The 12,962-nt window shown below is 47.9% G+C and carries 13 protein-coding genes; all 13 read right to left on the bottom strand.

Annotation, left to right across the window (positions count from 1 at the left end; genetic code table 11):
* Positions 1-9: 9 nt before the first annotated feature.
* The 13 genes from rpsB to fliR all read right to left on the bottom strand — a co-directional run bounded on the left by rpsB (position 10) and on the right by fliR (position 12,960).
* Positions 10-750, bottom strand: a complete 741-nt coding sequence (gene rpsB, locus ACH97_RS17445; RefSeq protein ID WP_020451414.1) for a 30S ribosomal protein S2 — start codon at positions 748-750, stop codon at positions 10-12.
* A 153-nt stretch (positions 751-903) separates the two neighbouring features.
* Positions 904-1,413 (bottom strand): DUF6115 domain-containing protein, encoded by a 510-nt coding sequence (locus ACH97_RS17440; protein ID WP_020451413.1) that lies wholly within the window; start codon positions 1,411-1,413, stop codon positions 904-906.
* A 95-nt stretch (positions 1,414-1,508) separates the two neighbouring features.
* Positions 1,509-2,273, bottom strand: a complete 765-nt coding sequence (locus ACH97_RS17435) for a FliA/WhiG family RNA polymerase sigma factor (protein WP_003181822.1) — start codon at positions 2,271-2,273, stop codon at positions 1,509-1,511.
* Positions 2,274-2,295: 22 nt separating this feature from the next.
* Positions 2,296-2,802, bottom strand: coding sequence for a chemotaxis protein CheD (locus tag ACH97_RS17430; protein WP_003181820.1), 507 nt, complete (start codon positions 2,800-2,802; stop codon positions 2,296-2,298).
* Positions 2,799-3,428, bottom strand: coding sequence for a chemotaxis protein CheC (locus ACH97_RS17425; RefSeq protein ID WP_003181818.1), 630 nt, complete (start codon positions 3,426-3,428; stop codon positions 2,799-2,801). The genes ACH97_RS17430 and ACH97_RS17425 overlap by 4 nt, the downstream gene beginning before the upstream one ends.
* 10 nt (positions 3,429-3,438) lie before the next feature.
* Positions 3,439-3,915 (bottom strand): chemotaxis protein CheW, encoded by a 477-nt coding sequence (locus ACH97_RS17420; RefSeq protein ID WP_020451412.1) that lies wholly within the window; start codon positions 3,913-3,915, stop codon positions 3,439-3,441.
* 23 nt (positions 3,916-3,938) lie between these two features.
* Entirely contained in the window at positions 3,939-5,960 is a 2,022-nt protein-coding gene (locus ACH97_RS17415) for a chemotaxis protein CheA (protein WP_020451411.1), read from the bottom strand.
* A gap of 5 nt (positions 5,961-5,965) precedes the next feature.
* Positions 5,966-7,039, bottom strand: a complete 1,074-nt coding sequence (locus ACH97_RS17410) for a protein-glutamate methylesterase/protein-glutamine glutaminase (protein WP_020451410.1) — start codon at positions 7,037-7,039, stop codon at positions 5,966-5,968.
* Positions 7,036-7,923 (bottom strand): MinD/ParA family protein, encoded by an 888-nt coding sequence (locus ACH97_RS17405; protein WP_020451409.1) that lies wholly within the window; start codon positions 7,921-7,923, stop codon positions 7,036-7,038. The genes ACH97_RS17410 and ACH97_RS17405 overlap by 4 nt, the downstream gene beginning before the upstream one ends.
* A 2-nt stretch (positions 7,924-7,925) precedes the next feature.
* The gene (flhF, locus tag ACH97_RS17400) at positions 7,926-9,038 is read right to left on the bottom strand and encodes a flagellar biosynthesis GTPase FlhF (protein WP_020451408.1); all 1,113 of its coding nucleotides are present in this window, start codon (positions 9,036-9,038) and stop codon (positions 7,926-7,928) included.
* Positions 9,035-11,071, bottom strand: a complete 2,037-nt coding sequence (gene flhA, locus ACH97_RS17395; RefSeq protein WP_020451407.1) for a flagellar biosynthesis protein FlhA — start codon at positions 11,069-11,071, stop codon at positions 9,035-9,037. Before flhA ends, flhF begins: the two co-directional genes overlap by 4 nt.
* Positions 11,072-11,104: 33 nt before the next feature.
* On the bottom strand, positions 11,105-12,184 hold the full coding sequence (flhB, locus tag ACH97_RS17390) for a flagellar biosynthesis protein FlhB (RefSeq protein ID WP_020451406.1): 1,080 nt from the start codon (positions 12,182-12,184) through the stop codon (positions 11,105-11,107).
* Entirely contained in the window at positions 12,184-12,960 is a 777-nt protein-coding gene (gene fliR, locus ACH97_RS17385) for a flagellar biosynthetic protein FliR (RefSeq protein WP_020451405.1), read from the bottom strand. Before fliR ends, flhB begins: the two co-directional genes overlap by 1 nt.
* Positions 12,961-12,962 lie beyond the last annotated feature (2 nt).

Below are 12,962 nucleotides of genomic sequence, written 5' to 3'. Positions count from 1 at the left end.
TTGACCAGGTTAAGCAGTTGTTGTTTCAGTTGTTTCTGCTTCTTTCGCTTCTGTTTCAGCTACTTCTTCACCTTGTTTTGCTTCTAGGATGGCATCTGCCATTTTAGAAGTCAGCAATTTAACAGCGCGGATGGCGTCATCGTTCGCAGGGATGACAACATCGATTTCATCAGGATCACAGTTTGTGTCAACGATTCCGATGATCGGAATGTTCAGCTTGCGCGCTTCTGCAACCGCGATGCGCTCTTTGCGAGGATCGATGATGAACAGTGCGTCAGGAAGCTCTTTCATTTCTTTGATTCCGCCGAGGAATTTTTCAAGACGCTCTAATTCTTTTTTCAATTGAACGACTTCTTTTTTAGGAAGTACGTCAAATGTGCCGTTTTCCTGCATTTTTTCGATATCTTTAAGGCGTTTGATACGCTTTTGGATCGTTTCAAAGTTTGTTAACGTACCGCCAAGCCAACGTTGGTTGACATAGTACATTCCAGAACGTTCCGCTTCTTCTTTAACAGAGTCTTGAGCTTGCTTTTTCGTACCGACGAAAAGGATTTTTCCTCCGTCAGCTGCAAGGTTTTTCGTGAAGTTGTATGCTTCTTCAACTTTTTTGACTGTTTTTTGAAGATCGATGATGTAGATTCCGTTACGCTCCGTGAAGATGTAACGCTTCATTTTTGGGTTCCAGCGGCGCGTTTGGTGGCCGAAGTGAACACCAGCTTCAAGCAATTGCTTCATAGAAATGACTGACATGTGTTATTTCCTCCTAATATAATGGTTTTTTTCCTCCGCTTAGGTCATTTTTATGCAGGACTGCACGCGAGAACCGCACAGCACCGCTTGCATAAATCGTTAAGCGTGTGTAATTAACACCAAGAAATAATATAACATAAGCTTTCTCGACAATCAAGAATCGTTTTTCAGCTTTCCGCGAAATTTTAAGAAAAGCTCGATTTCTGTTTTCCCGCTTTTCAGCTGTCTTGCGATTTCCTCCGGAGAGAGCCCCTTTTCATATAATGCGAGAGCTTCTTCTTCATATGATACGGATTCCTGCTCTTTTTGATTGAGCTCATCCTCTTCCTGCTCCACCTCATTGATCATCGCTTCGATGTGAAGCGGCAGATCGCGCGATTCGTCCGCTTCCGAAAGGGCGGGGGTTTGAGCAGGAATGTCAGGCTGTGTTTGCACTCTTTGCGGCTCTTCTTCGGCATTCGCCCGAATCTCGCGAACGAGTTTTTCATTTTCGTCTTTTAGCTCCATCAAAAAAGCGGTCAATGTATTCTCGGTTTCTTCCAAAAGCTGTTTTTGCTCTTTCTCCGCCGCCTTAAAAGCGCTGAGCCTCGCATTCAGAATGATGACGAAATAAATCAATATACCGTGGAGCGTAAAGCTCACAAGCCATAATATTGTTGACATATTTTTCACTCGCTAACCATGAAATTTAATCAAAAAAAGACTTCCCTGTCGGACGCTTAAAAAATGCTGCCGGTTCCATGCCGGCAGCTTACATGTTATTGTACCACTTTATCCAGCAGATGCTTCAGTTTCAAAAGCGCTTTGGAGTGAATCTGTGAAATGCGGGAAGTCGACAAATTCAAAACCTGTCCGATTTCCGTCAGGGTCAGCTCTTCTTTATAGAATAAGCTGATCACGAGCTGTTCTTTTTCTGAAAGCTCGTTTATTTTTTCCGCAAGCTGGGAGATCAGTTCGTCTTTGAGCATTTTTTCTTCCGGCGTGCTCGTTTTGTCGTCCCTGATCATCACCTGGACGTTCTCCCCGTCTTCATGGTCGTGAAGCTTCTCATCAATTGAAAGGAGATTCGCAAAGAAACCTTCATTGATTGTGGTCACGACGTCTTGCTCGCTCATTCCCAGCTCAGCGGCGATTTCGCTCGGCGAAACATTTCTTAAGTAGCGCTGTTCGAGCTTTTCGATCGCAGCTTCCACTTTCTTCGTTTTTTCACGGGATGTTCTCGGAAGCCAGTCTTCTTTGCGAAGGCCATCGATAATAGCGCCTCTGATTCTGAAGGAAGCGTATGTATCAAACTTCAAATCCCTTCCCGGATCAAATTTTTCAAGGGCGTCATACAAACCCAGCATGCCAAGGCTGACCAAATCGTCTTTATGAACGGACTTGGGCAAGCCGACGGCTATCCGGCCGACATGATATGTCACAAGCGGCATATAGCGGCGGATTAAATCATCGCCTGCCTGAGGATCTTTCCATTCTTTCCACCGCGACCAAAGCATCTGATCTTCATAGTTCAAGGATTGCATCTTTATCCCCCTATATTGCATATTAAATCGTCGTTACACCTTGTTTAACTGTCCGGATGACAAGTTCGGCTGACTGCGGATCGAACTCGATCGTTCTTCCGCTGTTTCCGCCTGTATCCTCGCTTACAATCGGAATGTTTAAGAGAGATAGATGTTTTTTAATCGCAAGCACATTTCTTGGCCCGACTTTCATCAAATCATTTGTCATCTTAAATTTAAACATTTCGGCTCCTCCGGCCATTTTCGCTTTCAAAGCGTATTTTCGGCATCCGGCTTCAAGCAGCATCTTGACCGTCGCTTCGACAGCTGTGTCCGCGTACTTTGCCACATTGATGTCCGGTGTCTTGGATAAGGAAGAGTCGGGAAGCATGACGTGGACGAGACCGGCCGTCTTCGCTTCCAAATCATAGAGCACGAGTCCGACGCACGAACCGAGACCCGATGTCCTGATCTTGTCGGGAGTGCGGACTATTTTCACATCGGCAATTCCCACTCTGATAATCGATGTTTCTTTTTCTAAGATTTTCATAGAGCTGCACCCAATGCATGAAAGAGCTTTTCAAAAGAATCATAGTCCGGCAGAAGGAACAAATGCGCTTTTACTTTCCGGTTGTGCTCCTCGTCAAAAATGGAGTTGTCGATCACGATAACCTGGTCTCCAACTTGGCTGAGCTCGATCAGCCCTTCGCTGATGACGGCTCCGAACATATCAAGCGTCAGTTCAGGGACGCTCGGGTACATTTGCCGGTTTGTCAAATCAGCGAGAGCGGTCAAATAAGATCCCGCCATAATATTCCCGAGTTCGTGCAGGGCGGAGGCTCCGATATCATTCGGCGTCATGCTGTCAATCTCGAATTCCGGATTGCCGACAAGCTCCCTGATCAGCTGCTCGGCCTCTGAAAAAGGCATGATCACGAACATAGAACCGGGAAAATCCCCTTCCATGCGCAAAAAGATGCTTGCGACAGGAAGGTCTGCACCGCCGAATAGGTTGACAAGCTCATCAAACGACATCAGCTTGACAAACGGCACTTCCATTTCGATTTTCCTGTTCAGCAATAGAGCCAGGGCAGAAGCGGAATGACCCGCTCCGATATTCCCGACTTCCCGCAATATATCAAGATGCTCTTCTCTAATTCCGTTAAATACGCTCATCATAGGCTCCTTATTTCTTCACATTTTCAGAAGCGGCGGCAAGGCTCGACTTCCGGTTTAAAACAGCTTCAGAGTCAATCAGATTGAGAAGTCTGGACCCTTGCTTGACGATGCCTTTAATCCATTGCCTGCCGTCTTTTCCTACCGTTTCGGGAGCCGATTCAATTTCCTCTTCCTCGACAGTGATGACATCGTTCGCCTCGTCCACCACCCAGCCGACTTCAATGTCCTGATGGGTGATGATGATGATTCTCGTTTCATCTGTAATTGTATCTCCAGGCGCTTCAATCCGCTTTCTTAAATCGATGACAGGCGTGACAACACCTCTCAAATTAATGACGCCGCAAATATACGGTTCCACTCCCGGCACCCTTGTTGGCTGCTGCCATTTTTCAATGGACATCACTTCGGATACAGAGATGGCATACTCTTTATGATTTACTTTGAACACAATCATTTTTTCACCGGTGGTATTCTGTGTGGTCAAGAGGATCGCTCTCCTTTCGCTTTCTATTTGATAAGGGCGTTGCAGTCGATGATCAGGGCTACTTGTCCGTCTCCCAAAATCGTTGCGCCGGAAATGGCAAAGACGTTTGTTAAATAATCGCCGAGTGATTTTAGTACGACTTCCTGCTGGCCGATAAAGGAGTCGACAACAAATGCCGTCAGCTTGTCTCCTTTTTTCACGACGATGGCGTGAAGCTGATCAAGATCATCCGAAGAATCCTCAACATTAAACTGTTCTTTCAGGTAAACCACCGGTACGATATGGCCCCTGAAATCGATCACTTCGCGGTCGTGCGTCTGAAGAATATCTTTCTTATCGATGACAGCCGTTTCTATAATAGAAGAAATCGGTATCGCAAACGTTTCGTTTTCAAGTTTGACTAGCAGCACGGATATGATCGACAGTGTAAGCGGAAGCTGAATGGAGAAAAGCGAACCTTCGCCTTCGCTCGACCTGATGCTGACAGAACCGCCCAAAGATTCCAGCTTGCTTTTGACAACGTCCAAGCCGACCCCGCGTCCTGAAATATCCGAGATTTGATCTGCGGTTGAGAATCCCGGTGCAAAAATGAGTGCGTCGATTTCATGATCTTCGATCGTTTCGGCGTCACGTTCGGTAATGACGTTGCGTTCAAGCGCTTTTTCAAGCACCTTTTTGCGGTTGATGCCGGCTCCGTCATCCTCGACCTCGATAAAGACGTGGTTCCCGCTGTGATATGCTTTCAGACGGACTTGACCCGTTTCAGGCTTACCATTTTTCACCCTGACTTCAGGCGCCTCGATCCCGTGATCAAGGCTGTTTCTCAAGAGGTGGACAAGCGGGTCGCCGATCTCATCTATTACCGTTCTGTCAAGCTCGGTTTCCGCCCCGAAAATCGACAGCTCGATCTTTTTATTTAATTCTTTTGTCAGCTGGCGGACCATGCGCGGGAAGCGGTTGAACACCGTTTCTACCGGAACCATTCTCATGTTGAGGATGATCGATTGCAGGTCGCCTGAAATTCTTGTCATCCGTTCGACGGTATCTGTTAATTCGCCGTGTTCAAGCTCTTTGGCGATCTGCTCTAAGCGCCCTCTGTCAATGACCAACTCCTCAAACAGGTTCATTAATGAATCGAGGCGGTCGATGTTGACGCGGATCGTCTTCGTTCCGCCGCCTGCTGCAGGTTTCGCCGCTTCTTTTTTGCCGTCCGGCTGCTTAGCCGGGGTTTTCTCCGCGTCTTTCGGTGCCGTTTCTTTTTCAGGCGCTGCAGGCGCGGCTTCTTCCTGTGCCGAAAAATCGTTTTTCAGCTCGGTTACTTCAATTTTTTCGATTTCAGATACGCCGTTGATTTTGTTGAAAATCTCTTCTTCCCCGTGTTTGCTTAAAAAGCACACGACGAATTCGGAATCAAAATCTTCCGACTCGAGAACTTCCGTTTCCGGAATCGTTTTGACGACTTCGCCGATTTCGTTCAGCTGTTCAAATACCATGTACACCCGAACTCCCTTCAACAGGCAGTCCTCTTTCAACGCAACATTGATTTCGTAACATTTAAAGCCTTGTTCCTCAGCTTCGGCGATGACCGTCCGCTGAAATTCGTCATAGGCCCATTTCGTTTCAGACGACGCCGTTTCAGGCGCTTCTGCCGATGCGGCCGCCTCCTTGTTTGCGCCTGTCACATCAAGCTTGGCGCAGACTTCTGAAACGTCTCTTTTGCCGTCGCCCCCTTCAATGATCGAAAGGACAATCGCTTCAAGGTCATCGAGCGCTTCAAACATGATGTCCATCCACTCTGACGTAATGGTCATTTCTTCATTTCGGATCGCGTCCAGCACGTTTTCCAGACTGTGCGTTAAATGAGCCATATCTTCATAGCCCATCGTAGCGCTCATCCCTTTCAAGGTATGAGCCGCTCTGAAAATATCATGGACAAGCTGCAGGTCTGTCGGATTTTTTTCGAGTTCGAGCAATTTTTCGTTACAGGTTTGCAAATGTTCTCTGCTTTCTTCAATAAAGACGTCTAAATATTGATTCATATCCATATGAGTCACGCCCTCTCTTTTTTCATATACGTCATAATGGCTGCGGCAATCTCATCAACATGCTTGATGTCGTTTGCAAGCCCGTTGTTAATGACCGATTTCGGCATTCCGAAAACGACGGACGACTCGGCTGCTTCGGCGATCACCGTTCCGCTTCCATGTTTCAAAAGGCCTTTTACGCCTTCTGTTCCGTCGCTTCCCATCCCCGTCATAATGACGGCGATTTTTTCAAACTCCCGAAGTGAGGCCAGGGAATGGAACAAATAGTCAACAGAAGGCTTGTGACGGCTCTCTGTGTCGCGGTCATCGAGCGTGATCACCAATTCGCCCTTTTCAAGGCCGACTGCCATGTTTTTCCCTCCGGGGGCAATGTAAACCCAGCCGTCTTTCGCTCTCTCACCGTTTTCAGCCTCCTTCACGGTTACTTCTGAGAGGTGGTTCAGCCTGTTCGCTAATGAGGCTGTAAACCCCTTTGGCATGTGCTGAACGACAAAAACAGGCGCCTTCAACGTTTTGGGAAGCTTGGGAAGCACTCTTTGCAGCGCTCTCGGTCCCCCTGTCGATGTACCGATGCAGATGAGCTGTTTTCCAGCCCGAACACGGACTGAATCGCTGCCGCTCACCGGCGGCCGCTTTGCCGTCTCGATGGCGGGTTTTGAAATTGGAACAGGCCGGCCTTTCAGTTTCACCCGCCCTGCTGTCAACACTTTCTCAATCAGCATGTCTCTTACTTTATATAAATCAATTGAAATTGAACCCGACGGCTTTGCGACGAAATCGATCGCCCCCAGCTCAAGACATTCGATCGTGATATCAGCCCCCTGCTGCGTCAGACTCGATACCATGACAACCGGAAGCGGATCGCTCGCCATGATCCTTTTCAATGTTTCTTTTCCGTTCATCACAGGCATTTCAATATCCAATGTGATCACATCCGGGCGGAGCTCCTTGATTTTTTGGAGCGCTTCCTCGCCGTTTCTTGCCGTTCCTGCTACAGCAATCTCGTGATTGGATGTTAAAAACTTGGTGATCATGTTTCTCATAAAAGCAGAGTCGTCAACGACAAGAACACGAATCATAATGTATTGCCCCTCCTCAGGAATGAAGATAATTTATCGATAAAGGACCGGTTTTCGCCTATTTCCGTTCTGCCGTTATCAAGCAGCGATTCTGCCAGCAGGTAAACCGCCCTGCTCGGCTTGGAACGCGGGTTCTTCATCAGAAACGGCTGCTGCTCCACAACGGCTCTTGGTACCAGGGGATCCTCAGGAATCGGCCCTGCATATGCAAGCTTTTGCTGTAAAAAAGCGTTTACCGTGTTGGAAAGGCGGAGAAAGGCGGAAATTCCGTCTTTTTGGGTTGTACAGCGATTGACAGCGACTTTCAGCTGAAGATCGCGTCCCGTTAATGCCAAATGCTTGATCGCGCTGTAAGCGTCCATAATGGATGTCGGCTCCGGCGTGGTGACGACCAGAATTTCATCCGCTGACAGGACGAATGGCAGCTGATCTTTTGACAGCCCCGCTCCCATATCAAATATGACATAATCGAAGCTTATCAAAGCCCGCGTTAATTCTTTCAGAAAGAACGCCCAGTTTTCCCCGTTCAATTCGAACATCGCATCCAGTCCCGTTCCGCCCGAAATGTATTGAAGGCCACGCGGACCGGCTGACAAGGCGCGCTCAAACGGTATTTTTTGCTGAAGGAGATCCATCACGGTGCAGAGCGATTGCCGGCCGATCAAAATATCGATGTTCCCCATTCCGACATCTAGATCGATCAACAGCACGCTCTTTCCTTTTTCTAAGAAGGCGAGAGCCGTATTCAGCGATATATTCGACTTCCCGACGCCTCCTTTTCCACTCATAACAGCGAGCGTTTTCGCTTTTGGATGAGCGACAGGGGCGGGCGGTTCGGCGAAGCGCTGCCCCATCCGCCTTCGTAAGCTTTCTGCCTGATCCATGTTCAACACCCCGTAAGCAGTCTGACAAATGATGCATTTGACAAGTAGCGGATATCTTCCGGAACATTTTGTCCGTTTGTCATATAGCCGAGGCCGATTCTCGATTCGGCGAGCAGATTCATGACGCTTCCCAATGAATCGGTTTCATCCACTTTTGTGAATATCAACTGATCGATCGGAATGCTTGAGAACTGCTTAATGAGCTCCTTCATATCCTCGTACTTGCTCGTCGCGGACATGACGAGAAACGCCTGTATCTTACGCTCAAACGGAATGATTTCCTTCAGCTCCCTGACATATTGCCCGTCTTTGAAATTCCGGCCCGCCGTATCGATGAAGACGTGGTCAAAATCGGCGAACTTTTGCTGGGCCGCTTTAAATTCTTCTTTCGTATAGCACACCTCGAGCGGCGCATTCAGAAGCTCGGCATATGTCCTGAGCTGTTCAACCGCTGCAATCCGGTACGTATCCGTCGTGATAAAAGCGATTTTTTTCTGCTTTTCCAGCACGGAAGAAGCGGCAAGCTTTGCCAATGTCGTCGTTTTGCCGACTCCGGTCGATCCGAAGAGCACGACATATTGGGAATGAATCGCCACGTCCTGTTCCCGATTATCGGGAAGAAGATCGGCCAAAGCATCTGTTAAGTGGGCCAGCGCCTTTTCATCCGTCCATTCTTCGCCGTTTTTTAAAGAAGTGCTGATCAACCGGCCGAGCGCTTTCGTACGGATGGCCGGCGATACCCCTTGCTTTGCCAGAAGCTGGTCCGCCTTTTTCAGCGGCTCAGGCAGCACATCAACAGGCTGCTCATGATGCCGCATTTCCAGCAGTTCTTTCAGCTCTTTCACTTGGCTTGCCAAATCGAGGTGGTCCGGCTGCGGGACAGGCGAAGGGCTTTGTTCACGTAAAACTGGCTTTTGCCGCTCCGGTTTCCTCGCGTCGGAAAAGTCCTGGTCGACAACCGCAATCACTTCAACCCCGGCTTTTTTCACAAAGCCGAGAAATTTTCTCGTATGAATTTTTTTAGAATTCAAGATTACGGCGTCATTCCCGAGCTCTTGTATAATTTGCTTTGTGGCTTCCTGCATAGAACCAGCTACAAATTTTTTAATTTTCATTGAATATCCACCACTCCGATGCTTTGAACTTCTACATTGGCTTCCAGTTCGTTATAAGAAAGAACCGGCAGATCAGGGAAATAGCGCTCTAACAGCTGTTTGACATACATTCTGACAGGCGGTGAACATAGAAGGATCGGCACTTCCTGCCTTAATGAGAGCTGTTCGATTTCTCTTGCTACAGATTGAATGATATTTTCGGATAATGCAGGTTCAAGAGATAAAAAGTTGCCGTGTTCAGTCTGCTGAATTCCTTCCGCCACGGCCTTTTCGACACGGCCCGAACACGTCACCACTTTCAGCGTCTCATTTTCCTTCGCATATTGGGCGGTGATCTGCTTGGCAAGCGCCTGTCTTACATACTCGGTCAGCATATCTGAATCCGTCGTCAGCTTTCCGTAGTCGGCCAGTGTTTCAAAGATTGTCACCAAGTTCCTGATCGATACTTTTTCTTTCAGAAGTTTGGCCAGCACTTTCTGAATATCACCGACAGACAGCGGATTCGGCGAGACCTCTTCGACCAGTACAGGATAAGATTCTTTCAAGTGGTCGATCAGCTGTTTTGTTTCCTGTCTTCCGATCAGCTCATGGGCGTGCTTTTTCACCTGCTCTGTAATGTGGGTCGACACGACTGAAGCCGGATCGACAACCGTATATCCGAGCATTTCGGCCTGATCTTTCTGAGATTCCGGTATCCATTTTGCCGGGAGGCCGAAGGACGGTTCGATCGTGTCAATTCCTTCGATCTGATCGTCTTCGCCTGTCGGAGACATCGCCAAAAAGTGATCGAGGAGAAGCTCGCCTTTTGCGACTTCGTTTCCTTTAATTTTGAGCCTGTACTCGTTCGGCTGAAGAGCGATGTTATCCCTGATTCTGACGACCGGAATGACGAGACCGAGTTCAAGCGCAAGCTGACGCCTGATCATGACGATTCTGTCTAAAAGGTCGCCGCCTTGATTTGCATCTGCAAGCGGAATCAATCCGTAGCCGAATTCAAATTCGATCGGATCAATATCGAGCAGATGAACGACGCTTTCGGGACTTTTTAATTCGTCCACTTCAGCTTCTTCCTCAAGGATATCCTCCACTTTTTCCTTCTCTTCACCGGCTTTGGAGAGCGTATAGCCGCCGATGGCGAGAAGAAGAGCCAGAGGACCTGTCAGGAGAATGCCGATCGGTGTGAAAATCCCGAGCAGCAAAATCGTTCCCGCCGTCACATACAAAAGCTTTGGATAAGCAAACAGCTGGCCTGTAATATCGTGTCCGAGGTTCCCGTCCGACGCTGCTCTTGTGACGACGATACCCGTCGCCGTTGAGATCAAGAGCGCAGGCAGCTGAGATACGATCCCGTCGCCTACAGACAAGAGCGTAAAGTGTGAAGCGGCTTCCTGAATGCTCATTTGTTTTTGCAGCATGCCGATGACAATTCCGAAAAGGACGTTAATGAGGACGATGATGATCCCTGCGATCGCATCCCCTTTCACGAATTTGCTCGCACCGTCCATCGCGCCGTAGAAGTCGGCTTCACGGGCCACTTTCTCACGGCGCACTTTCGCTTCCTGTTCGGTCACCATTCCGGCGTTCAAATCGGCATCAATGCTCATCTGTTTCCCCGGCATGGCGTCGAGCGTGAATCTGGCAGCAACTTCAGAAACCCGTTCCGCCCCTTTCGTGATGACGATAAATTGGATAATGATCAAAATGATAAAGACAACGAGACCGACCAAAACGTTTCCGCCGACAACGAAAGACCCGAACGTCTCGACTACTTTTCCCGCATCTCCGTTGGACAGAATCGAACGTGTCGTCGATACATTCAGCCCGAGGCGGAACAGCGTCAAGAGGAGCAGCAAAGAAGGAAATATCGAAAATTGCAGCGGTTCTTGCATGTTCATTGTGGTGAGAAGCACGATTAACGCAAGAGAAATATTCACGATAATTAAAACGCTCAACAACCATGGTGGAAAGGGTATGATAAGCATTGCCACAATGAGGACAACGCCTGATAAAACTGATAAATCTCTTGCTGACATGCTGTTTCTCTCCTTTTAAAACTGAAAAATTCACTAGATTTTTTGCTTTGTTTTGTAAACATACGCCAGGATTTCGGCTACGGCCTTAAAGAATTCTTCCGGAACGGCCTGATCGATCTCAACCTGGTCATAAAGCGCCCTCGCCAAAGGTCTGTTCTCGACTGTCATGACATCGTGTTCTTTGGCGATCTGCCTGATTTTCAGAGCCATCAGATCGACCCCTTTTGCGATGATAAACGGCGCATCCATTTTGTTTTCGTCATATTTCAGCGCGACGGCGTAATGGGTCGGGTTTGTTATGATGACATCCGCTTTTGGCACATCCTGCATCATGCGGCGCATCGCCATTTCCTTTTGCTTCTGCTTGATCTTCGACTTAATCAGAGGATCGCCTTCGGTTTTTTTGTATTCGTCTTTAATGTCCTGTTTTGACATGCGAATATTTTTTTCATAATCAAATTTTTGATAGAGGTAATCGAGCACCGCGAGAAAAATCAGGGCGACTGCAGCGGAAACCCCCATTAAAAAGGTGAGCCAGCCGACATATGACAAAGCCTCGCCCGCGGACAGCGCCGGGATTCTGAGAATTTTGTCAAAGTTCAGCCATAGAACGGCGAATGTCACGCCGCCGACAATCACGATTTTTAAAATCGATTTAAGCAGTTCAACGATCGCTCTGATGCTGTAAATCCGCTTGAATCCTTTAAGCGGGTCAAGCTTTTTCAAATCAGGCTTGATCGCTTCAGGGGAAAATAAAAACCCGACTTGCATATAGTTGCTCAAGACCCCGGAGACGACGGCTGTCAGCAAAAGCGGTGCCATAATGAAGCCCGATTCAAGCACAAGACTTTGAAACAGGCCGGGAATATTGGCGACTGACACCTTCATCGTGATCAACTCTTTGTAATACTTTTCGATCAGTGCGAGCAGGCGGTCTCTCATAAAAGGTCCGACGAATAAAAACGCTAAAAACACGATAAGAAGCGTAACCGCTGTATTGACATCTGCGCTTTTGGCAACCTGTCCTTTTTTTCTGCTTTCCCGCCGTTTTTTCGGCGTCGCTTTTTCCGTTTTTTCACCTGCGAAAAATTGCAAATCCAACGTCAGCTTCATCATGCCACCCCAAGCAAAGTTAATAGATCTCTCATTGTCCGAATGGCAAATTCGAAGACGTGCTGCATCATGCTGAACATAACGGCCATGCAGATGATGAGCATGATAAAGGTGATTGCGATTTTCAAAGGAAGCCCGACGACAAACACGTTGAGCTGCGGCACCGTTCTCGCCACAATCCCCAATGCCAGATCGACTAAAAACAAACAAGCCACAACAGGCGCAGACAATTGAAATGCTGTTATAAACATCGTGTTGAAGCTCTTTGCAATAAACTCGGCAAATCCTTCGCTTCCAAACGACAGCGCCATCTTATCGACCGGGATGTATTGATAGCTGTAATAAATCCCGTCAAGCAGGAGATGATGCGCATTCAGGCTCAGCATGAGGAGCAGCGCCAACGTATATAAAAACTGGCCGACAAGCGGGCTTTGCGCTCCTGTCTGGGGATCGATCACATTCGCCACCGCAAATCCCATTTGAAAATCGATGAATGATCCGGCGATTTGAACGGCCGAGATCATCATGTAGGCGATCAGCCCAAGCAGAAGCCCGATCAGCGCTTCCTTCATGGCCAACATCATGTAAACTCCGTCAACATCAAGCTGAGGAGGCTTTTCAATCGCCTGAAAACTGACGAGCGCAAGAAAAAATGCAAAACCTATTTTATGAACGGCAGGAATTGACCGATAAGAAAATAGAGGCACCGTTACATAGAATGCTGTGATTCTGACAAATACAAGTAAAAAGGCTGGAAATGATTCAATTATTGACATGT

The sequence above is a fragment of the Bacillus paralicheniformis genome, from assembly GCF_001042485.2.
Classification (GTDB): Bacteria; Bacillota; Bacilli; order Bacillales; family Bacillaceae; genus Bacillus; species Bacillus paralicheniformis.
This window is presented reverse-complemented; position numbering and strand designations above follow the sequence as displayed.